Raw genomic sequence first — 23,547 nt, forward strand, 5'->3', positions numbered from 1 at the left:
ATAATTTGAGCCTTACTTATAGCCTCTACCATAGATGAAGAGAAAACGTGGAGCATGCTCTTCGTTATCAAGCAGAGTCTTCTGGTCTTCAAATATTTCCATTCGTCCCATTGGGATGTGTATTCACTGGGACATGAAGCCCCTTCACCGAGATATGACCTGTAAGAGGAACCGGCCAGAATATTTTTGTAGGCTGAATTATTACTCTTTTTGTAACGACTTACTTCTTCCCAACTCTTCACTTATCAACTGCTGATGGATACAAGCTTACTACATCCGGCATTCCGGCCGGCCCCCGCACCGGCTGGAAAAGCCCAGACTCCACCTACTCTGTTCCGGCGCTTCGGCTGGCTGCTCGTCGGCTTGCTGTGCTTGCTGGCCGGGTCCAGTGCCTGGGCTGGAACCGGAGTGCAGCGCATTCAGAACGGCAACTTCAGCCGCTACCCCGTGGTTGGAGGCAGCGGCTACCCATTGGCATCCGGCATCGACTTGGGCGCCTGGCGCAGCGGGGTGCCTTATGTGAACACGGGCACCCGCCCGGCGCTGGGGCAGGTAAGCATTCAGCGGGCGGCTGCTAACTACACGGGTGGCATCAGCACGGTGCAAAATACCTTCCCGGGGGATAATGCCAACGGCGTGCTGGCCTCCACCACCTGGCTGCTGTACCGGGGCACGGCCCCGGCCGCCGTTTGGTACCAGACGGCGGCGGTGCGCCCGGGCACCACCTATACGTTCTCCTACTACGCTTCCAACGCCAACGCGCCCGGCACCACCACCACGCCGGTGCCGGTACTGCAGTTTCAACTCAACGGCGTAGCGCAGGGCAGCAACGCCACCCTAGCTAACGAAGCCGTAGGCAGCGACGTGTGGACGCGCTACACCTACACCTTCACCACGGGTGCCAGCCAGACCGAAGTAGAGCTGCGCCTGGTGGACCTGACCGCCGCCGGCACCGTTACCAGCGACCAGGTGGCCCTGACCGGCCTCTCGTTGCGGGCGCCCTCGGCCGATGCCGGCCCCAGCTACAGCTGCGACGGCTCCTTCTACCAGGCCCGCCAGGTAAATACCGCCCCCGCCAACGGCACTGTGGGCAACTCCACCCGCCTGTTTGAGGTGATTCGGAGCACCACGCCCTACACCACCACGCAGCTGCAAGACCTGGGCGGCACGTTCAATGCCGTGGGCTACAACTCGCTTGATGGCTACCTCTACGCCCTCACCTACACCGGCAATGTGAGCACCGGCACCGATGCTACCGTGGACCGGGCCTCGGACCCTACCTCGGTGGTGGAGCTGGTAAAAATTGGGGCCACCGGCGTCGAGTCTCTGGGAGTCGTGTCGGGCCTGCCCGTGGACCAGTGGGCAGCCGGCACCTTCGACCGCAACGGCAACCTGTTTGTGAAAGCGCAGACCAATACCAGCGTTATTTATCGGATAAACCTGAGCTCACTGCCGCTTACGGCGACGGCCCTGACCACCAGCACGGCCTTCACGGCCTTCGACCTAGCGTTCAATCCCATTGATAGCCAGTTGTACGGCACGTTTTTCCCGGGTCAGTTATTCATCGTAAACCCGACTTCAGGCGCGGTAACTACCATTGGCTCGGTTACGGACGCCACCCAAGCGTTGGGGTCTGCCTTTTTTGACATAGTGGGCAACCTGTACGCTTACGGCAACGGCCCCACGCCACCTACTACCACCAGCGGCCGCTTCTACGTCATCAACAAAACGAGTGGCGCGGCCACTCAGATTAACACCATCAACGGCGCCACCAACTCGGACGGGGCCAGCTGCATCAACCCGCTCCAGCGCATCGACGTGGTGAAGAGCGTGACCAGCGTGGTGCCGGTTGCCGCCGGCCAGTACGACATTACCTACGTGGTGCAGGTGAAGAATACCGGCACCGTGACCGACCTCAACGTGCAGGTGAGCGATTTCCTTCGGGGCAACGCCAGCAACACCACCTTCCCAACTTCTACCGCCCTTACGCTGCAAAGCATTGCGGTGCAGAATTTTGACGGCGCGGCCCTGGTGGCCAACACCGGCTTTACGGGCGTGACCGGCGGCGCCAGCCTGCTCACCGGCACCCAAAGCCTCTCGCCCAATCAGCGCGCCACCATCACCTTCACGGTGCGGGTGACCTTCCCCAGCGGCAGTGTGCCCGCCACGGCCCAGAACAATACGGCCTATGCCACCAGCACCAGCACCGGCCCCAACAACGGCTATACCCAGCTGACCGACGGCACCTTGCTCACGCCCATCGACCTGGTAGCGAACGATGCCAGCACCAACAGCAGCGTGCTGCCCCCCAACCGCAGCACCACCAGCGACCCCGGCGACTCGCCTTCGCCCACGCCGGTTACCTTTCAGCCGGCCATCTTCGGTAGCGTATTCGAAGACGTGAACTACGGCGGCGGCGCCGGCCGCGACCTGCCCGCCAGCCAGGGCGTGAGCCGCAGCGGCGCCCGCGTGGAGCTGTACAGCAGCACCGGGGCGTTTATATCGGCCACGACCACCGACGCCAGCGGCAACTACAGCTTCCCGAGCCTGACCGCCGGCGCCACCTACTCGGTGCGCGTGGTGAACAGCACCGTTAGCTCCTCTCGCACGGGCTATGTGAGTGGCCTGCTGCCGGTGCAAACTTTCGTGAACACCAACGGCAACCGGGTGGGCGGGGAAAACCCCCAGCGCATTGATGCTGGCAGTAACACGACCAGTGCCACGTTGGCTTCGCTCGACTCGGCCCCCAACGGCACCATTGCCCAGTCGGTGGCCACCTTCACCCTTTCGTCCACCTCGGCGTCGCCAACGGTTAACGTGAACTTCGGCTTCAACTTTAATACGATAGTAAACACCACCAACGCGGGCCAGGGCTCGCTGCGCCAGTTTATCCTCAACAGCAACGCGCTGGGCGGAGAGACCGCGCTGGCCCAGTCCGGCTCCGATGCCGCTGGCGCTCTGCCGGCCGGGGTGGAGTCGAGCATCTTCATGATTTCCAATGGCACGGCGGTGCCCGGCCTGCGCGCCGGCCTCACCAACCAGCTAAGCACGGCCGGCGTGGCCGTGATTACGCCCGCTACCGCGCTGCCCGCCATCACGGGCCCGGGCACGTCCATCAACGGCTCGACGCAAACGGCCAACGTGGGCAACACCAACAACGTGACACTGGGCGCCGGCGGTACGGTAGGTACGGCCAGCACGGCTCTGGGCACCGTGAACGGACCGGAAGTGCAGCTTGTGGGCACCTCGGCCATCGGGGTGGGCCTTGACATTGCCGCGGGCAGCACCGGCACGCAGGTGCTGGGCCTAGCCCTCTACGGCTTCGGCAACGCCGCCGACAACAGCACCAGCGCCGAAATTCGCGTAGCTGCGGGTGGTGTTACCATCAGCCGCAACGTCATTGGAACTTCGGCTACCAGCTTCATGGACCTCGGCACTGCCCGCGGCCTTTCGGACGGCATTCGCTTCACGGCGGGTACCACGGCCAGCACGGTGAGCAACAACCTTATCGGCTTCAACTCCGGCAAGGGCATTACCACCATGAGTGGGGTGACGAATGTTACCATCGCCAACAACGAAATTCGCTCGAATGGCCTGACCGGCAGCACCTTTGACGGGGTTGATATTCAGGGCAGCGCCAGTACGGTAACCAACAACCTGCTGATAAACAACGCGGGCACGGGCGTAGACGGCAACCTGTCGGCTGGCTCCATTACCATCGCCGGCAACACGGTGAGCGGCAACGGCCGGGGCACAGCTACCCTGGCCCCCGCCGAAACGGCCGGCCTCCGGTTGTCGGGTGCCAGCAACTCCGTGAGCCTGAACATCATCAGCGGCAACTACGGCGCCGGGGTGCAGGTGCAGTCTACTTCGACTACCACCGTCCTCAGCCAGAATTCCATTTTCAACAACGGCACCGTGGCCGCCGCCAACGGCGCGGCCGCTACCGGCCAGCTGGGAATTGACCTGAACACGGGGGCAGATGCCGGCGGCACGAGCCCCTATGTAACGGTAAACGACCTGAACGACGCCGACGGCGGCGCCAACGGGCTGCTCAACTTCCCGGTTATCACCTCGGCCACCATCGTGGGCAGCAACCTGGTTGTGCAGGGCTTTGCCCGCCCCGGCTCCGTGATTGAGTTCTTCAACCCCGGCGCGACGGCCGACCCCAGCGGCTTCGGCGAAGGCCAGACCTTCTTGGGCAGCTTCAGCGAAGGCAGCGCGGCCGACCTGAACACGGGCACGGGCAGCTATTCGGGCCTGATAAATGGCCTGAACCAGGGCACGGACAATACCAACCGCTTCACCTTCTCGATTCCGCTGACCGGCAACTTTGCCAGCTACGCCCTGAACTCGCTGCTCACCAGCACGGCGACGCTGGCCAACGCCACGTCGGAGTTCTCGGGCAACGTGGTGGTGAACGCCGCGCCGGTGCCGAACTCGGTAACCAACAACGTGGCCATTCCGAACACCAGCATCGCCAGGGTGCTCAACCCTAACCTGTCGGCCACCACCACTGGCTCGGGCAACGCGGTGAGCTTCTTCACACTCATCAGCCTGCCCACGTCGGGCACGCTCACCTACAACGGCACGGTGATGACGGCGGCGAACATCGCCACCACGCAGATTACGCCGGCCCTGCTGGGCACCCTGACCTACACGCCCATGCAGGGCTTCAAGGGGGGCTCGGTTTCCTTTACCTACACGGTGACCGATGCCAACGGCATCACGAGCACCACGAACAACACCGGCGGCACCACTGCCAGCGGCCCGGCTACCTACACCATTCCGGTGAGCGACGATACCCCCGCGGTGTACACCCTGCTGCCGCCCTCGGGCGGCCAGGGCAACCCCTACCCGAACGGCAGCACGCTGGCCACGGTGTTGGACGTGAACGGCGCGACCTACAACTCGGCCGGTACCCTGACCTACAACGGCATTGTTTCGGCAGTGCTCACGGCCGGCTCCCTGCCCGTGGGTACGGCGCTGAACTCCACCACGGGCGCCATCACCGTAATCCAGGCCAACCAGCTGGTGCCCGGTAACTACCCCCTGACCATTGTGACCACCGATGCCTTCGGCGGGGTAACAACGCACACCATCACCCTGATAATCGGAGCCAGCCCAATTGCGGTGGACGACTTCGCCAGCACGCTGCCCGGCGTGGCCGTAACCTTCTCGGCAACTGACAACGACCTGCCCAACGGCGGCCCGAATATTCAGGCCAATACCCTGGACTTGGACCCGAACACGCCTGGCATTCAAACCACCGTGACCACGGCCCAGGGCACCTTTACCACGGCCAACTCGAGCTCCGGCTCGGTGACCTTCACCCCGGCTCCCGGCTTTACGGGCGTGGCCACGCTGACTTATGTCGTGCAGAACAATGCCGGGGCTCTCACCAACCAAGCTAACCTGGTGGTAACCGTGGCCCCCGTGGCCCCGGCCGACCTGAGCACCACCATCAGCGCCAGTGCCAACCCGGTAAATGCCGGCGCCACTGAGACGCTGACCATGGTGGCTACCAACAACTCGGCCACCACCGCCACCGGCGTGGTGCAGACGGTGAGCATCCCCGCCGGCCTGACGGCTGCCAGCCTCACGGTAGGCGGCCAGACCGGTACGCTCAGCGGCAGCACCATCACCTTTGCCAACGGCGCTTCCTACAACACGACCACCGGCCTGGTGACGTTTGCTGCCACCACGCTGAACGCCAGGGCTTCGCAGACCTTCATGGTGGCCTTCGCGGCCCCGGCGGCGGGTCCATTTACGGCCACAGCCCAGGTGGGCAACGGCATGGTGGACCCCAACCCGGCCAACAACACGGCCAGCGTCCTCATCAACGTGACCCCGCAGTTTGACCTGAGCACGGCTATCACCGGCCCCGCTTCGGTGGTAGCCGGCAACCTGGCCATCTTCGCGGTGCTGACGACCAACAACGGTCCTTCGACCGCGGTGGCCGCCATCCAGACGGTGCAACTGCCCGCGAACCTGAGCGGGGTGTTTGCCACCAACGGCGGCAGCTACAACAGCGGCACCGGCGTGGTAACCTTCCCCGCCGTGGTGCTGGCCAGCGGCCAGACCGTGAACAACACCGTGAGCTTCGCGGCCCCGACCAGCTCCTTTACGGCTTCGGCCACGGTAACGCCCAACACGAACGCTACCGGCGACACCAACCCGGCCAACAACACGGCGACGGCCCCGGCCATGTCCATCGTGCCCGCTACGGGTACGCCGGCTACCAGCACCCAGCCCCTAGCGGGCACCGTGGCTAATACCTACGTGACCATCAGCGGCCCGACCACGGCCCAGCTTGGCCAGACCGGCCTGACCTACACCATCACGCAAGGAAACGACGGCCCCACGGCTGCCAGCAACGTGCTGACGCAGGTGAGCCTGCCGGCCGGCCTGAGCGGCGTGTCGGTAAGCAACGGTGGCACGTACAACAGCACCACCGGTGTTGTGACCTTCCCGACCCTGGCCACGCAGGCCAGCAGCGCCTCGCAGACCTACACCGTTACGCTCACGGCCCCAGCTACGGGCAGCGTGGTAATGGTTTCGGCCAGCACCGCTTCGGCCACCACCGACCCGATGCCGGGCAACAACGTGGCCAGCATGGTAACCAACCTGACGCCGAACACCGACGTAGCCGCCGCCATCAGCGGCCCCGCTACGGTGGTTGCCGGCCAGGTGGCTGCCTACACCGTGACGCTGCGCAACGTCAGCACCACGCCGGCCAGCACGGTAGTGGGCACGGTGCAGCTGGTGGCCGGCCTCACGGCCAGCGACTTGCGCCTCAGCGGCCAGACTGGCACGCTCAGCGGCAGCACCATCACGTTTGCCAGCGGTGCGACCTACAACACGACCACCGGCCTGTTAACCCTGGCTTCGATTGCCACCCTGGCGCCGAACACTGAGCAAACCTTCGCTATCGCCTTCACGGCCCCGGCTCAGACGTCGCTTTCGGCTTCGGTTCGCGTGACCACAGCCACTGCAGGAATCAACCTGGCCAACAACGCCAGCGCCACCACGGCCACGGTGACACCCGCGGCGGACGTAGCGGTACAGGTAAGCGGACCGGCCATGGCCACCGCCGGCAACTTGGTGACCTACACTGTGAACACGAGCAACAACGGTCCTTCGCCGGCCGCTTCGGTGACGACTACCGTGCAGCTGCCCACCGGCCTGAACAACGTGAGTGTGCGTGACAACACCGGCACCGTTTTGGCCGGTGCCTACAATGCCACCACCGGCGTGGTGACTTTCCCCACGGTTACCAACCTCCAGGTTGGCGTGGTGAGTGAGCGGACCGGTACGGTTTCATTTGAATCGCCGAATGCGGTGCGAGTGGATGTGACGGCCCTAGCCGCAGTGTCGGACGCCACTGGCGACTTCTTCCTGGCTAACAACACGGCCACGACGGTAACGGCCCTGAACCCGGCCCAGGGCGCGGTAGTGGACCTGCAGGCAACCCTGACGGCCAACGTGACCACGCAGGCCGTTGGCCAGCCCGTAACCTTCACCCTGACGACCCGCAACCTCAGCCCCATCGATGCTCAAAACGTAAGCAACCGCGTGGTACTGCCGGCCGCCCAGACCGTGGCCAGCCTGCAGGTGAACGGCGCAAGTGGTACGCTCAGCGGCAACACCATTGTGTTTGCCAATGCAGTCTACGACGTGACTACCGGCGTGCTGAGCTTCACTGCCCAACCCTCGTTGGTGGCCAATGGCACCATCACCAACACCATCACGGTGGTGGCCCCTGGCTACACGCCGCTGGTGGCCACGGCCACGGTGCGCGCCGACAACCCCGAGAATGTTCTGACCAACAACGTGGCCACGGCCATCGTGAACATCACCACCCAGGCTGATGTGGCCACCACGGTAAGCGGCCCCGCTACTACCGTGGCCGGCGCTACGGTGACCTATACCACGTCTGTAGTAAACAACGGCCCGGCCAACGCCACCGGCGTGGCCACGTCCATGACCCTGCCTGCCGGCGCCACCAACGTGGTGCTGCCGGCCGGCGCCACCCAGACCGGCAACGTGGTAACCTTTGCCACCATCAGCACCCTACTGCCCGGCGCGGCCAACACCGTGACCAGCGCCGTAACCTTCACGGCCCCGGCCCCGGCCTACACCGTGACCAGCACCGTGAGCTCGACCAGCACCGACCCGAACGCGGGCAACAACAGCAGCAGCACCAGCACCACCCTGGCCAACCTGGCCCCGGTAGCGCTGTACGTGGTGAACACCCTGCAGTCGCCGGAAGGCAACACGGCCATGGCCCTGCCCATCGCGCCGCTCAGCGCAACGGATGCCGATGGCAGCATCGTGAGCTACACCATCCTGGCGCTGCCCCCGGCTTCGCAGGGCGTGCTGTTCGTGAATGGTGTGGCTTTGACCGCCGCCAGCTTCCCCGGCCTCGTGCTGACCGCGGCCCAGGCAGCCCAGCTGCAGTTTGACCCCGCCGCCGGCTACGTGGGCAACGTGAGCTTCCTCTACACGGCTACTGACAACGGCAACGGAGTAGAGGCCAACGCCCTGACTTCGGCCGCGGCGCTCTACGCCCTGGCAGTCGGCCAGGACAACGCTTCGGTATACACGAATACCCCCGTACGCGGCGGTGCTACGCCCTACGTCAACAGCGACGTCATCAGCAACGTGTTTGACACCAACGGCGGCGCTTATTCCGTGGCTGCGGCTATAACCGACAACGGTGTGCGCAGCGCAGTGCTGGACGCTAGCTCCAACCCGCTGCCGGCCGGTGTCAGCCTGAACCCCACCACGGGCCAACTGTTCGTGAGCAATGCCAATGCGCTGGTGGCCGGGCTTTACACCGTCACCATCACCACCACGGATGTGTTCGGCGGTATCACCACTCAGCCCGTGACCTTCCGCATTGGCAACTTCCCGCTGCCCGTAGAGTTGGCCGCCTTCACCGCAACCGCCGTGAACGCCGATGCACTGCTGAAATGGACCACCGCTTCGGAGAAGAACAACGCGTACTTCGACGTAGAGCGCAGCCTCAACGGCACGGACTTCGTGAAAATTGGCCAGGTGAAAGGCCAGGGTAACTCCTCGGCCTCGACGGACTACGCCCTGACGGACGCCGGCATCGGCGCCAAGGCCACGGGCCTGGTGTACTACCGCCTGAAGCAGGTGGACGTGGACGGCACGGCGAGCTTCTCGCCCGTGCGCACACTGGCCTTCGCCAAAGTGGCAGCAGCTCCCGCCATTGCCCTCTACCCGAACCCGGCCACGGCCAGCACGCAGCTGGACCTGACGCAGCTGCCCGCTGGTGCCTACCAGGTGAGCATCCTGGATGCCACGGGCCGCGTGGTGCTGAACAACACGCTCGGTGCCGGCTCGGCCCATGCGCTGAACCTGAACACCATCGCCAGCGGTACCTACATGGTGCTGGTGCGGGGCCAGAACAACGGCCAGATTGTGAAGCTGACCAAGCGCCTCATCAAAGAGTAAGGCAGCTTCCGGCTCGCCGGCGAATAGAAAGGCCTTCCCCGCAGTGGGGAAGGCCTTTTTTGCGTTTGGTGCAGGGTCAGGCATAACCCCAAGGCTTCCAAAAGGGTTAAACCCACCGGGGCAAAAGCATTACCGTGATTATGCAGTACGACGTTTTGGTTATTGGAGGGGGAAGCGCCGGGCTGTCGGCGGCCCTGACCCTGGGGCGTTGCTTGCGCCGTGTGCTCGTGGCCGATGGCGGCCCGCCCCGCAACCAAGCCTCGCCGGGCGTGCACGGGTTTCTGACCCGCGACGGCATCCGGCCCGCGGAGCTGCTGAGGCTGGGGCAGGAGCAGCTGCGGCCCTACGACTCGGTGGAAGTGCAGTGCCTGGAAATTAACAGCATTGTTAAAGAGGGAAAAGGCTTTCGGGCCACGGGCATTGGCACGGCGGATGATGTTTTGGTGACGGTCTCGGCCCGGCGTGTACTGCTTGCTACCGGGGTGGCCGACATTCTGCCGCCGCTGCCGGGCTTCCGGGAGCTGTGGGGGCGCGGCGTGCTGCACTGCCCGTATTGCCACGGCTGGGAAGTGCGCAACCAGCCCCTGGCCGTGTACGGGCAAGGCCGCACGGTAACGGGCCTGGCCCTGCTCGTGAGCCGCTGGAGCCCCGATGTGGTGGTGGTCACGGACGGGCCCGGGCACCTCACGCCCAACGCGCGGCGCCGCCTGCGCCGCCAAAAGATTCAGGTGCGCGAAGAGCCGGTGGTGCGTTTGGTGGGCTCGCCGGATAATGATTTGCAGCACATTGAGTTTGCCGATGGCAGCCGGCTGCCGCGCACGGCCGTGTTTCTGCACGCCCCGCAGCACCAGCGCAGCGCCCTGGCCGAACAGCTGGGCGCCCGCCACACCAGCAAGGGCGCGGTGTGGGTCGATTCGTCCATGAACACGTCGGTGCCGGGGCTCTATGCCGCCGGCGACACCACGCCCGGAACCCAGCAAGCCCTGTTGGCGGCCGCGGCAGGCAGCAAAGCAGCTATTGTCATCAACGAAAGCCTGACCCGCGAAGAATGCCCGCGTTAAAGGCTGGCCTCGCCCAAAGCAAGTTTTATCAGCAAGCAGAAGACATGGTGACACTTTTGGGATTGCACTACTGGGCAGGTTCGGGCCGGGAATATGAGGGCTTGGGTGCGCTGCTGCCGGCGCACCAGCGCCTGCTTGCGCCTGACATGCCCGGGTTTGGCGCGGAGCCCGTGCCGGCGGGGTTCGACTTTTCGGTGGCGCACTACGCCGACTGGCTGGCGCGCTTCGTGGCCGCGCAGGAAATAACCGACTACGTGCTGTTGGGGCACAGCATGAGCGGTAAAATGGCGCTGGCCCTGGCGGCCCGGCAGCCTACGGGCCTGCGCCAGCTGCTGCTGCTTTCGCCCTCGCCACCTACGCCCGAGCCCATGCCGGACGCTGACCGGGCGGCCGCCCTGGCGGCGTTTGGCCAAGTAGCGGAAGCCGAGAAGACCTTTCGCAACATTACGCAGCGGCCCTTGGCGGCGGCCCAGCACCAATCCATAATAGCCGACAACCTCCGCTGTGCCCGCCCAGCCTGGGATGCCTGGCTGCAGCAAGGCTCGCGCGAGGATATCTCAGCCCAAATGGCCGCGCTGCAAGTGCCCTGCTCCGTAATGGTGGGTGCCCGCGACCGGGCCATTACCCCGGCCACACAACGTGCGCACACGCTGCCGTGGCTGCCTCCCGGCACCTCGTTGCACGTAGAGCCCGGTGTGGGGCACCTGCTGCCCATTGAAGCACCAAAGGCCGTAGCCGCCTTTGTGCGCAAGAATATTGGTTAAGCCGCTGGCGTGTGAACGAGCAGAGATTTACGATTTACATTATGCAAATTGCAAAGGAGGCAATAGCCGCGTTGCGCTCCCACTGGAAATTTTACTTGGCCGAGGCAGCAGGGCTGGCATTCTTCATTACGTGTGCCAGCTTGCTCACCACGGCGCTGGAGCACCCGGCTTTCTGGCTGCATCAGGCGCTGGCGGGGCAGGAGTTGCTGCGCCGTGGCATTCTGGGCACCGGCATGGCTCTGGTGATAGCCGCCATTGTGTACAGCCCGTGGGGCAAGCAGTCGGGCGCTCACATCAACCCTGCCGTGACCCTGGTTTTCTGGCAGCTCAACAAGCTGCGCGCCGTGGATGCCTACTGGTATATCGCAGCCCAGGTGGGAGGAGGCGTGGCCGCCGCGCTGTTCTGCACGCTTGTGCTGGGCCATTACTACGCGCATCCCAGCGTGCACCACGTCACCACGCAGCCGGGGCCGGCGGGCGTGGGCGTAGCCTTTGCGGCCGAGTTCCTGATATCCTTTGTCATGGTAGCCGTGCTGCTGGTAGCCTTGCACCGGTCGCGTTTGAAAAACGCTGCCGGCTGGTTACTGGGCGGCCTCATTTTCCTGTATATCCTGCTCGAAACGCCGTATTCGGGCATGAGTCTCAACCCGGCCCGCTCCCTGGCCTCGGCAGTAGCCGCACAGGATTATCGGAGCTTGTGGGTGTACCTGCTGGCGCCGCCCATTGCCACGTGGCTGGCCACGGTGCTGTTTCTGCGTTTCCACCACGGGCAGCCGCTGGAGTGTGCCATTGTAGCGGGCTGCGCACCCACGCCAGGGTCTCCTCATCTGCGCGAAGAGCCCCCACACTATCCCGCTGCGCAGGTAGAGTAGGACCTACTCCAGAGCCCGGCCACGGAAGAGGATAAAGCCCAGGTGCCCATAGACGCCGAATCGTTCGAACGGGTCGTCATAGTAGCGGGCATGCACGGCCAGCGGCCCCACCGGCGTATCAAACACCACGCCCGTGCTGGCCGTGATGCGAGGCCGGTCCAGGCCCGACTGGCGCACGGGAATCTGCAAGTTCCCCTGCTTTAGGGGTTGTGCGTTCACGTGCACGTACGCTTCGGTGCGCCATTCCAACTTTTTGAGGAAGGGCTGGGAGTAGCGCAGGCCCGCAGCCCCGTAGCGGCCCGACCGGTAGCTGTCGAGGAACAAGGTGCGCGAGTCGGGAAGAGGGGCAAACACCGGGGCAATGGTTTGTGAGGCGCGGTAAGTGGAAAAGGCAGGCAGGCTGCTCACGGTCAGCTCCAAAAAGTAGCCCCAGGCGTGGCGCTCGGTCTTGAAGGAGAAGTACCGCTCGGCCGTGGCCCGGAACTGCGCCCACTCGTAAGTTTTGGTGTTGCCAATCTGTTCGGCGGTGGAGCCGGGCGAGTACTTCGCCGAGCCAGTCACCCCGCGCACGGTGTACACGTAGCGGTGCCCGCTGGTAGCGTACTGCTTGCGGTTGAGCGTGTTGCGCGCCAGGCGCAGCGCTGCCGTGCCGCCCCGAAACACCGTGGCGTCCAGCACGTCGGCCGAGTTGATTTCTTTGGAATTGGTGTACTCGTCTTTGGTCACGAAAGCACCGGCGTCGAGCAGCAGGCGGCTGCGGTAGTTGGGGCTAATGCCGAACTGCGCGCCCAGCTTGGTGTCCTGCTGCCGCACCTGGGTGTTGATGACATCGCGTCCCAGCACGCCGCCCGTGTTTTGAAAGTCCCACTGGTTATAAATCACCTCGGGTTCGATGAAAAACGGCAGCTTGGACGGCACGTTGATGCGGAACGAACCGTGCGCGCCGTTGTAGAAGCGTCCCAGACTTACGTCGACCGAGGCCGTGTAGAGCAGCTTGCGCAGGTAGCGATACTCCAACCCGAAGTAGAGGTTGTCGATGGGCCGGTTGCTGAGCACGAATCCCACCTCGGTGCTCACGTTGTTGTTGCGCTGCGCATCCACGCTGAAAATGTAGCCCTTGCGGGCCTGGTCATAGCGAATGCGTGGGTAGATGTTCTTAAAGAAGTCGTCCGAAGCCAAGCGGTAGTAGCCTTCCTCGATGTCGTCGAGTGAATAGTCGCGGCCCGAACGCCGGAAAAACCGCGCCGCGTACTCGTTTTGGTCGGGCCGCAGTCCGTTTACATTCACTTCAATAAAGCGGGGCTTGGGAGCCAGCGCCTGGAAAGCCAGGCGGCGCTTTTGTAGGTCCACCGAGTCCACGCGCCGGCCAATGCGCCTTTTTATCTCCTCCATGCTGCGGAACGCAGCCGTGTCGCCCTGGGCAATGATTTCCTTCACCCGCTCGAAGTCGCCCACGCCCAGGCCCTCCAAATTGGGCTGAATGTAAACGCCGTTGCGGCCCAGACTGCTTGTGTCGGCCACGCTGGTTCCCAGGAAAGCCACGGTGCTGCCCAGCAGGGCGTCGTCGTTTTTGGGGTATTTCTTGAACGCCACGTCGCCCACGTTCACCCCGATGATGATGTCCGGGGCGAAGGTTTTCTTCATCGTCTTGGTGGGGAAGTTGTCGTACACCGCCCCGTCGTAGTAGTACTTGCCGTCGAGGTTGCGGATGGGCCGGAACGCCAATGGAAACGCCATGGAATTGCGAATGGCATCGGCGAGCGACCCCTTCTTTTGCTCTACCAGCTGCCGCGTAAACACCTCGGATGCCATGCAGCGAAAGGGCACAAACAGCTGGTTGAAGTCGTAGTTGCTGCTGGCCGAGGCCGGCGCCAGCAGGCGGGCCAGGGCCAGGTTCAGGTTCAGGTCGTTCACCAGGTTGGTGCTCACGCGGGCCTGAAACGTGGAGTCGATGGCAATGCCCAGGCGCAGCGCCGAGGGCGAGGGTTCCGAGGTGAGGAAATTGTACGTTTTGCTTTCCAGCGGCTTGCCCGACGTCCAGTTCTGGAACTCGGGGCTGAGCACAATCTGCTCAATTTCGTCGGGCGAGTACCCGGCCGCGTACATGCCGCCAATTACGGCGCCCATGCTGGTACCCACAATGTAGTCGATGGGAATACGGTTCTTTTCGAGCTGGCGCAGCACGCCCACGTGCGCCAGTCCTTTGGCCCCGCCGCCGCTAAGCACCAGGCCCACTTTCTGGGCATGTGCGGGAAGTAGTGTTGAAATCACCAGCAGCAAAGCCACCAGTCCTGAGGGAAAAAATTGGGTCATAAACACAAAAAAATGACCGTCTGTCGCAACGGCTGGTTCCGCTGGTACGCCGCAGCGGCTGGTCGGGTTGTAAGTTAGCTGTGTAGATTGATAGTGTATTGTTATCTAACTAATTGCAGATGCTGTGCCTGTCCGAAAAGCAGGGCTGTTGCCTTTGAATAATAGCGGCATCTTTCGGGCCCACAACCCGGTCTGCGCGTGCTGCAGTGCCTTAAGCTTTCCCGCTGCCCAAGCGCCCACCGGGCCTCGCCGCTGCTTCTCGTAGAAAGCCAAAATACTGCCCTTCAGGTTTGGCCGCGTAGGGGTAGTATGCTTGTCCTAGAAAAAACCGGGTGCTGGCCTACTCGTCGTGGCCGGGCGCGGTGGTCACGGGCGTGGCAGCAGTTTCCTTGGCTTCGCGGTCCAGGCGTTGTTTCTCCGTTTCGGAAGGGGTGCGGGGCATCTTGCTCAAATCGGGCGAGCCGCCGTCTACCCAGCACGTATACCAGAAGTTGCCGATGAGGGCCGCAGCGTAGCGCATCTGGCGCTCTACCTGCCCATTAAGGCGGGCGTGGTAGGCGCGGCTGAACTCGCGCGAGTACGTCCGAATGGTTTGGGTGCCGCGCTGCTCGTAGCCGAATTTCTGGTCCTGGGCGTACTGCGCCGTCAGCTCCCTCTCAAAGCGCAGCACCGAATCCACGGCGGCGTGCGACCGGATGACCGCGCCCCAGATGGCGTCGCTTGGGTTGTCGAGGTACTTGGCCTTGCCGCTGAATAAGTCGTAGTCGCTGCTCAGCAGCTCGGGCAGGCGCGACTCCCACAGGCCGTGAATGCCGCGCTGGTTGGTGAACTGGCCGTTGTAGTTCCTGGTGGTGTGCAGCGGCACGCAGGCATCGGCAATGTAGTGGCCCATGTCGGCCGAGAGGCGCAGGATGCGGTCGGTGTCGCGGGCCGTGAAGGCGGCCGTGAGCTGGTTTTTCATCGCCACCACGTTCCACGGCACTGTGCCGTGCTGCAGCAGCGAGTCCTCGGTGTAGCGGGCTATGGCGTCGGCGTACCGGCGGGGCATCTTGTACCCGGCGCTGTCGCCGTAGCGGTCCACGTCCAGGAAGTGCTTGGGTGCCTCGCCGGGCACCACCGTGCGCCTGGAGTCGGGGCGGGTGGCGTTGGCCGTTATGTAATCAATGTTGGCCTTGTAGAAGCCCACCATGCCCGGCGGCAACGTGTACACGGCCAGCCGGTTTAGCAGCCGGTGCCCAAAAAAGCCCCAGGCCTGCGCCTGGCGAGTGGTAACAAACAGGAGAAAAAGCCCCAGCAGTAGCAGCGACAAAGCTCTCTTCATACTAAAATAGGGTATTCGGTCAGCGAAATCCCCAACAATCTACCGCCAGGAATCGGGTTTCTGGCTTTCTTTTAAATAAAACGCCCCCGACTCGTAGCCTTGTTCTTAGCCAAAACGCAAAAAGCGCTGACCGTCGGTCAGCGTTTTTGCGTTTGTACCACTTGCAATTACCGAGGCAATTCGATTTACGGCGGGGTTACTAAACACCACTTCCGCAAACCCATTGAGCGTGCTGGTAAGCACTAGAATGATACCAGCTGCTAGCTTTACGAATAACACACCGGGGCTTACGAATACAAGTTTCGTTAACGGGCCCATTACCCGGATTACTTCCGCCGCTACTGGCAATGTGCCTTTTGTGACGTCAAATGGTACCGGCTTGTTTTTTCCTATCGGCACGCCTGGCGCTTATCGCCCCGTCACCCTTGCGCTATCCCAAACCACGGCTACGGCTACTACCTATACTGCCCAGGTAATTCTAGGACCAGCGCCGGCCCAGATGTTCCCCGCATCTAGCGCTACCAGTATCAAACGAGTTTCGAGCATCCGCCATTACCCTATCAGCACGAACGGAGCCTCGGCATTCACCACAGGTAGAATTACAATTTATTATGGATTGGATGACCAAGTGGATGCTCCATCCAAGCTGCGCGTAGCCAAAAGCCAAGCAAGTGGCATTTGGGCTAATCTGGGCACCGCTGGCACCGTACCAGCTGACGGGACAACGTTTATCTCAAGCGAGATTACTTCAAGCACCTCGCAAAGTGCTAGTATCGCTCCCGATGCACCTTTTACTACGCTAGGCAACTTTACCCTGGCCTCTACCGAGGCTACTAGCACTGCCGGCAACAACCCCTTGCCTGTGGCGCTGGCCCGCTTTGCCGCCGCGCTTACGCCGGCTGGCGTGCACATGACCTGGGCCACGGCCACGGAGAAAAACAACGACCGGTTTGAGGTGCAGCGCAGCGCCGACGGCCAGTCCTTTCAAACCATTGGCACCGTGAAGGGTAACGGCAACAGCAGCAGCCTGCGCGAGTACGCCTTCGTGGACGGACGGCCGTTTGCCGGGCAGTCCTACTACCGCCTGCGCCAGGTGGACAGCGATGGCACCAGCGCCTTCTCGCCCGTGGCGGCGGTGCACGCCCGCGCCGCCGGGGCGGCATTCCCCAACCCGACCGCCGACGCTGTGCTGCTGCCGGCCACGCTGGGTCCGGCGCACTACCGCGTGCTCAACGCCGTGGGCCAGACTTTGCTCAGCGGCAAGGCCACCGGCAACGACCGCCTGGACCTGACCACGCTCCGCAAGGGCGTGTACTTCCTGGAACTAACCGACGCTGCCGGCCGCACCACCCAGCGCCTGGTGCGCGAGTAGCCGTTAGCCCAAACGCTTCAGAAGCCCGGCGCCCTGCCAAGGACGCCGGGCTTTTTTTGTTCCTTCCCTCCTGCCCCGGAGCGCGGCCCGCACGAGGCAGAAAAAGGGCCTTGCAGCTACCCCGGGAATTTCACGTTCTTTGACCCCACGGTTTTCTTTACTCCTGCTTCAATCCCATTCATGAAAAGACTTGTCCTCGCCGGCCTTGTGGCCGCGGCACTCACCACGGCCTGCAACCAGACCAAAACCACCGAAACGGCCACCACCGACGCGGCGGGCGCTGGCTCCGCAGCCGATTCCACCAGCGGCCTCAACGGCCTGTTTGGCAGCTTCTGGGAAACGCAGTCGCGACTCGACCCGCTGGCCGCCACCGCCCAGGGCGACAACCGCTACAACAACCGCCTGCCAAACGACCAGACCCGCGCCTTCCGCGATTCGCTGCGCACGTTTTACGGCGATTACCTGGCCCGGCTGGGCAAGTTTGACCGGACGCAGCTGAGCGACAACGACAAAATCAGCTACGACATCTTTAAGTACGAGATGGAGCAGCGCCTGGCCGGGCTCAAGCTCAACACCTGGATGATACCGACCCAGCAGTTCTGGGGCCTGCCCATCACCATGGGCCAGTACGGCTCGGGCGAGGGCGTGCAGCCCTTCAAAACGGTGCAGGACTACGACAACTGGCTGGGCCGCGTGCGCAGCTTCACGGTGTGGACCGACTCGGCCATTGCCAACTTCCGGCAGGGCATGCAGGCCGGCGTGGTGCTGCCCCGCGCCCTGGTGGTGAAGATGCTGCCCCAGATGCGCGGCAAAGACATTGCCGTGACCGACCCCACCAAGAGCCTGTTCTACGGCCCCATCACGCGGATGCCCAAGGACTTTTCGGACGCCGACAAAACCCGACTGACTGCGGCCTACAAGCAGGCCATCAGCACGGGACTAGTGCCGGCATATAAGAAGATGGGCGACTTCCTGGAGAAGGAGTACCTGCCCAAGGCCCGCGCCACCAGCGGCATCACGGGCGTGCCCGGCGGCGCCGAGCTCTACAAATACTACGTGGGCTACTGGACCACCACCACCAAAACGCCCGCCGAAATCTACCAGACCGGCCTGGCCGAAGTGGCCCGGATTCGGGGCGAGATGGAGCGCGTGAAAAACGAGACCGGTTTCAAGGGCGACCTGAAGGCGTTTTTCAGCTACCTGAAAACCGACAAGAAATTCATGCCCTACAAGTCGGCAAACGAGGTGCTGGACGCCTTCCGCAATATTCAGAAGACCATCGACCCGAACCTAAAGAAGATGTTCGGCCGCACGCCCAAAACGCCGTTTGAGATTCGGCAGACGGAGGCGTTCCGCGCGGCTTCGGCCTCGGCCGAGTACAACCAGGGCTCGCCGGACGGCTCGCGGCCGGGCGTTTTCTACATTCCGATTGTGGACGCCGCCACCTTCAACACCACCTCGGGCATGGAGTCGCTGTTTCTGCACGAGGCCATTCCGGGCCACCACTACCAGATTTCGCTGCAGCAGGAAAACAACGACCTGCCCAAGTTCCGGCGCTTTGCCTGGTACGGCGCCATGGGCGAGGGCTGGGCGCTCTATTCCGAGAGCCTGGGCAAGGAGCTGGGCCTCTACACCGACCCCTACCAGTACATGGGCGCGCTGGGCGACGAAATGCACCGCGCCGTGCGCCTGGTGGTGGACACCGGCCTGCACTTCCGCAACATGAGCCGCGAGGAAGCCATCAAGTACATGATGGACAACGAGGCCATTTCGGAAGAAGGCGCTGTGGCCGAGATTGAGCGCTACATGGCCATTCCCGGTCAGGCCCTGAGCTACAAAACCGGCGCCCTGAAAATTCAGGAGCTGCGCGCCAAGTACGAGAAGCAGCTAGGCAGCAAGTTCTCGCTCAGCAACTTCCACGACGAGCTGCTGAAAGACGGCGTGATGCCGCTGGCCGTGCTCGAAAAGAAGATGGACGACTGGGCCGCCAAGCAATAGCTCCGGCTCCAGCTGATTGATTGAAAAACCCGCACCGTAGGAACACGGTGCGGGTTTTGGTTTTATGGTGACGCTATAGGTGCATACTTGTGACTGCGACGTGGCGTAGCTTGCTGTTCCATAGCAGCGTCAACCTCACCCCCTGCCCCCCCTCTCCTGCGGAGAGGGGGGGCAGGGGGTGAGGTTGACGCCAGAATGCTACTCGAATACTTATCAAATCCCATGAAAAAAACCACTTCCCTCCTCCTCGTGGCCCTCTGGCTACCAGCGGGCCTAGCCGTGGCGCAGGCCCAGCCCACCAAAAAGACAACGCCACCCAAAACTGCCGTCACGGCGTCGGCTCCATTAGCGGCTTTGTTTGATGACTATTGGGAAGCCCGGGGCAAGCTGTTTCCCTTGGGAGCTACCAGCCAGGGCGACAACCGCTACAATGACCAGCTGCCCAACGACCAGACCCGCGCCTTCCGGCAGCAACAGCAGCGCTTTTACCAGCAATACCTCACCTCGTTGCAGAAATTCAACCGGGCACGGCTTTCGGCCGACGACCAGGTGAGCTACGACATTTTTGAGTACGAGATGCAGAGCCGCCTCAACGGCTTGAAGCAGAACACCTGGATGATGCCGTTTGCGCAGTTCTACAGCCTGCCCAACACCCTCGGGCAGCTGGGGGCGGGCACGGGCGCGCAGCCGTTCAAAACGGTGCAGGACTACGACAACTGGCTGGCCCGCGTGAGTAAGTTCCCGGTGTGGGCCGATTCGGCCATAGCCAACTTCCGGCAGGGTATGCGCGCCGCCGTGGTGCTGCCCCGCGTGCTGGTGCTGAAAACGATACCCCAGCTGCAAGCCCAGGTCACCGCCGACGCTACCCAAAGCCTGTTCTACGGTCCCATCACGCGCATGCCCGCCAGCTTCTCTGAGGCTGATAAAGCCCGGCTGACCGAGGCCTACAAGCAGGCCATTGGCACGCAGCTGGTGCCCACCTACCGCAAGCTGGCCGAGTTCATGCAGGCCGAATACCTGCCCCAGGCCCGCACCAGTACCGGCCTGGACGCCGTGCCCGGCGGCGCCGACATGTACCGCTACAACGTGCGCCTGATGACCACCACCGACCGCGCCCCGGAGGCCATCTACCAAACCGGCCTGAGCGAGGTAAAGCGCATTCGGGCCGAAATGGAGGCTGTGAAAACCCAGGTGGGTTTTGAAGGCGACCTCCCGGCCTTCTTCACGTTTTTGAATACTGACCCGCGGTTTACGCCCTACAAGACGCCGGAGGACGTACTCAACGCCTTCCGGATGATTCAGGCCAAGATTGCGCCCAACCTGCCCAAGCTTTTCGGGCGCACACCCAAGTCGCAGTTCGAAATCCGGCAGACGGAGGCCTTCCGTGCCGCCACGGCCTCGGCCGAGTACAACCGCGGCACGCCAGACGGCTCGCGACCGGGCATTTTCTACGTGCCCATTCTCGACGCCACCACCTTCAACACCACTTCGGGCATGGAGTCGCTGTTTGCGCACGAGGCCATTCCCGGGCACCACTACCAGCTGTCGCTGCAGCAGGAAAACACCAGCCTGCCCAAGTTCCGGCGCTTTGCCTCCTACCCGGCCTTTAGCGAAGGCTGGGCGCTGTACTGCGAAAGCCTGGGCCCCGAACTGGGCCTCTACAACGACCCGTACCAGAAAATCGGCGCCCTGGGCGATGAAATTCACCGCGCCATCCGGCTGGTGGTGGATGTGGGCATGCACGCCAAAAACATGAGCCGCGAGGAAGCCATCAAGTACATGATGGCCAACGAGCCCATCTCGGAGCAGGGCGCCACCGCCGAGATTGAGCGCTACATGGCCATTCCCGGCCAGGCCCTGGCCTACAAAACCGGCGCCCTCAAACTGCGCGAGCTGCGCGCCCGCTACGAAAAGCAGCTCGGCACCAGGTTCAGCCTGCGGGCCTTCCACGACGAGGTGCTGGCCGGGGGCTCCATGCCCCTGGCCGTACTGGAACGCAAGCTGGACGCTTGGGCGGCGCGGCAGCTTAAGTAGTGACGCAAGAGCAACCGTAGCAAAAAAGAACGTCATGCTGAGCGCAGCCGAAGCATCTCTACTCCGCAATAGTAAAATTGATTACCTGCGCGGTAGAGATGCTTCGGCTGCGCTCAGCATGACGTTCCTTTTCATTACCTGCTACCTCCTTGCTACTTCCCTCTGCCTTCCATGCTACTTCTACCCCACCACCCGCACCTCGTGCGGCACGGTATAGCCCTGCAGGGCAGCGTGCACTGCTTGCGCTACGTCCAGACCATTTTTGCCGGAAGCGGCTACGTCGGCCACCAGCCCGCGCTTGGGATCATCGCGAACGGTGATGCTGTGCACCGTGAGGCCCGGTACGGCGGCCAACCGGGCGCCGAATACCCGGCTGATTTCCTGCTTGTGCAGGGCGGGCTTGAATATTTTGCCGATGGCGGTGAGCGGCAGCTCGTCGGCGAGGTAGATGCGCTTGGGCACGGCGGCGCGCTCGGGGATGCTGGCCGCCGCGAAGGCCAGCAGCTCGGCTTCGGTGAGGGCGGCGTGGCCGGGGGCACGGGTGGCGTAGGCCACGGGCAGCTCGCCGGCGTCGGGGTCGGGGCTGCCGATGGCGGCGGCCAGGGCCACGCCGGGGTGCAGTTGCAGGGCTTCTTCGATGACCTTGGGGTCAATGTTGTGCCCGCCGCGGATGATGAGCTCCTTCTGACGGCCCGTGATGTAGAAGTAGCCGCGGGCGTCGCAGCGGCCCAGGTCGCCGGTGTTGTAGAACCGGCCGGCGCCGTCCCCGTTGTCCACCCAGATGCCTTTGTTGTGCTCGGGCTGCAGGTAGCCGTGGAACACGTTTTCGCCGCGTACTACGATGGTGCCGCTCTCGTCGGCGGCAGCTTCGCGCTGGTACTGGCCGGTTTGGGGGTCGAGGACCATCACGCGCACGTCCTGGTACGGCAGGCGCAGGCCGATGGACCCGGCCACGTACTCGCCCGCAAACGGCGTGACCGTGACCGTGCAGGCGCACTCCGTGGTGCCGTAGCCTTCGGCAATGCGCAACCCGGTGCGCCGCTCAAACTCCTGAATGAGCCCCATGGAAAGCGGGGCCGCCCCGCAGATGGCGTACCGGAGCGAGCTCAGGTCGCGCCCCGCAATGGGCACCTCCAGCAGGCGGCTAAACACCGTGGGCACGCCGCTGAACAGCCCGATGCGGTAGTGCGCCACCAACTCCCAGAAGTTGGCGATGATGCCCGGCCCGCGGTAGCCTTGGGGGCTGCCCAGCACCAGCGTGTGCCCCATGGACCACGGCGCGCAAATGGTGACCACCGCCCCGTTGATGTGGAACAGCGGCAGCCCGCAGAAGAACGCCAGCGGCCCGGTTTCGGCGGGGCTGCCCATCAGCAGCTCCGTGTCGCTGGTGATAACGGTAAGGTTGCGGTGGCTGAGCGCGGCCACCTTGGGCGTGCCGGTGGTCCCGCCGGTGTGGAAGTAGCAGGCCGCGTCGTCGGGCGCAATGGTGCGGCCCGTGTCCAGCCGGGTGGCCGGGGCGTTTTTGAGTAAGTCGTAGAAATCTACCACCCGCTTGCCGGGCAGCGCGGGGCGGCGCTGGCCCAGCCGCAAGGCCCCCACCAGCAGGCGCTGGGGCGTGGGCAGGTAAGGGAGCAGGTCTACCGCCACCACCGTCTGGAGCGTGGGCACCAGGGCAGCCACGGCCTCTACCTTTTGCCAGATATCGGTTTTGGGGAAGGCCCGGAGCGTGACCAGCACCTTGGTGCCGCAGGCGTTGAGGATGTCGGCAATCTGGGCGGGCTCCAGCAGCGGATTCACGGCGTTGACGATGCCCGCCGCCTGGCCGGCCACAAACACGAATGCAGTTTCGGGCAGGTTGGGCAGTAGGTACGACACCACGTCGGTGGGGCCAATGCCCAGGCCGTGCAGCGCGTTGGCGGTCTGGTGCAGGCGCGCCATCAGTTCGGCGTAGGTGAAGTCGACGGATTGAGTAGGCTTTTCGCCGTTGAACACGAAGCGCAGGGCCAGCCCAGCCGGGTTGGCAGCCGCGCCGCGGGCTACCATCTCAAACGTATCGGGGGCAATGGGGCGGGCGCTGAGCGGCGTCTGCTCCAGGGTGAGTACGTCGGCGAGGGACTGGTAACCGGGCATGAGGGGAGTGGGCAATGAAGGAAGGCTGCAAAGTACGGACCCGCCAGCGCGGGCGGAAAGCACCGCAGAAATCCTTGCTCGCCCGGGCATATGCGGTGCTGTTTCTTTTCTCTATCTTGAGCGCCTAATTCCCTATATCCCATATGATACCAAACCTGCCGCCCACCTTAGCGGGCATGGTCACCCGGCCCTCTACAGT

The 23,547-nt window shown here is 63.5% G+C and carries 10 protein-coding genes; 7 read left to right on the forward strand and 3 right to left on the reverse strand.

Features of this window, described 5'->3' with window-relative positions; translation table 11 throughout:
- The first annotated feature begins 255 nt into the window (after positions 1–255).
- From BEN48_RS02970 to BEN48_RS02985, 4 genes are all read left to right on the forward strand, one after another.
- Positions 256–9,483, forward strand: a complete 9,228-nt coding sequence (locus tag BEN48_RS02970) for a right-handed parallel beta-helix repeat-containing protein (RefSeq protein WP_083320704.1) — start codon at positions 256–258, stop codon at positions 9,481–9,483.
- 140 nt (positions 9,484–9,623) lie between these two features.
- Positions 9,624–10,544: an NAD(P)/FAD-dependent oxidoreductase gene (locus tag BEN48_RS02975; RefSeq protein ID WP_070732791.1), complete on the forward strand. Its 921-nt coding sequence runs from the start codon at positions 9,624–9,626 to the stop codon at positions 10,542–10,544.
- A 44-nt stretch (positions 10,545–10,588) separates the two neighbouring features.
- Positions 10,589–11,308, forward strand: coding sequence for an alpha/beta fold hydrolase (locus tag BEN48_RS02980; protein WP_070732831.1), 720 nt, complete (start codon positions 10,589–10,591; stop codon positions 11,306–11,308).
- 41 nt (positions 11,309–11,349) lie between these two features.
- Positions 11,350–12,180: an MIP/aquaporin family protein gene (locus BEN48_RS02985; RefSeq protein ID WP_070732793.1), complete on the forward strand. Its 831-nt coding sequence runs from the start codon at positions 11,350–11,352 to the stop codon at positions 12,178–12,180.
- 3 nt (positions 12,181–12,183) lie between these two features.
- Here BEN48_RS02985 and BEN48_RS02990 read toward each other — a convergent pair whose 3' ends face one another.
- On the reverse strand, positions 12,184–14,493 hold the full coding sequence (locus BEN48_RS02990; RefSeq protein WP_070732795.1) for a patatin-like phospholipase family protein: 2,310 nt from the start codon (positions 14,491–14,493) through the stop codon (positions 12,184–12,186).
- A gap of 340 nt (positions 14,494–14,833) precedes the next feature.
- Entirely contained in the window at positions 14,834–15,814 is a 981-nt protein-coding gene (locus BEN48_RS02995) for a zinc dependent phospholipase C family protein (RefSeq protein ID WP_070732796.1), read from the reverse strand.
- 862 nt (positions 15,815–16,676) lie between these two features.
- On the opposite strand from BEN48_RS02995, the gene BEN48_RS18980 reads away from it, so the two are divergent.
- The 3 genes from BEN48_RS18980 (at position 16,677) to BEN48_RS03010 (ending at position 21,218) form a co-directional block, all read left to right on the forward strand.
- Entirely contained in the window at positions 16,677–17,186 is a 510-nt protein-coding gene (locus BEN48_RS18980) for a T9SS type A sorting domain-containing protein (protein ID WP_158010086.1), read from the forward strand.
- Between the two features lie 180 nt (positions 17,187–17,366).
- Positions 17,367–19,184 carry a DUF885 domain-containing protein gene (locus tag BEN48_RS03005; RefSeq protein ID WP_070732800.1) on the forward strand — a complete coding sequence of 606 codons (1,818 nt, stop codon included), beginning with the start codon at positions 17,367–17,369 and terminating at the stop codon, positions 19,182–19,184.
- A gap of 222 nt (positions 19,185–19,406) precedes the next feature.
- Positions 19,407–21,218, forward strand: a complete 1,812-nt coding sequence (locus tag BEN48_RS03010) for a DUF885 domain-containing protein (RefSeq protein WP_070732802.1) — start codon at positions 19,407–19,409, stop codon at positions 21,216–21,218.
- Between the two features lie 180 nt (positions 21,219–21,398).
- Here the strand turns inward: BEN48_RS03010 and BEN48_RS03015 are convergent, their stop codons facing one another.
- Positions 21,399–23,363, reverse strand: coding sequence for an acyl-CoA synthetase (locus tag BEN48_RS03015; protein WP_158010087.1), 1,965 nt, complete (start codon positions 23,361–23,363; stop codon positions 21,399–21,401).
- Positions 23,364–23,547 lie beyond the last annotated feature (184 nt).

Origin of the sequence: Hymenobacter glacialis (genome assembly GCF_001816165.1) — a bacterium.
In the GTDB taxonomy this organism is placed as follows: domain Bacteria; phylum Bacteroidota; class Bacteroidia; order Cytophagales; family Hymenobacteraceae; genus Hymenobacter; species Hymenobacter glacialis.

Bases quoted from the DNA above. Each gene is read 5' to 3' on its own strand.
- BEN48_RS02970 (WP_083320704.1), top strand. From the start codon at position 256: ATGGATACAAGCTTACTACATCCGGCATTCCGGCCGGCCCCCGCACCG.
- BEN48_RS02975 (WP_070732791.1), top strand. From the start codon at position 9,624: ATGCAGTACGACGTTTTGGTTATTGGAGGGGGAAGCGCCGGGCTGTCG.
- BEN48_RS02980 (WP_070732831.1), top strand. From the start codon at position 10,589: ATGGTGACACTTTTGGGATTGCACTACTGGGCAGGTTCGGGCCGGGAA.
- BEN48_RS02985 (WP_070732793.1), top strand. From the start codon at position 11,350: ATGCAAATTGCAAAGGAGGCAATAGCCGCGTTGCGCTCCCACTGGAAA.
- BEN48_RS02990 (WP_070732795.1), bottom strand. From the start codon at position 14,493: ATGACCCAATTTTTTCCCTCAGGACTGGTGGCTTTGCTGCTGGTGATT.
- BEN48_RS02995 (WP_070732796.1), bottom strand. From the start codon at position 15,814: ATGAAGAGAGCTTTGTCGCTGCTACTGCTGGGGCTTTTTCTCCTGTTT.
- BEN48_RS03005 (WP_070732800.1), top strand. From the start codon at position 17,367: ATGAAAAGACTTGTCCTCGCCGGCCTTGTGGCCGCGGCACTCACCACG.
- BEN48_RS03010 (WP_070732802.1), top strand. From the start codon at position 19,407: ATGAAAAAAACCACTTCCCTCCTCCTCGTGGCCCTCTGGCTACCAGCG.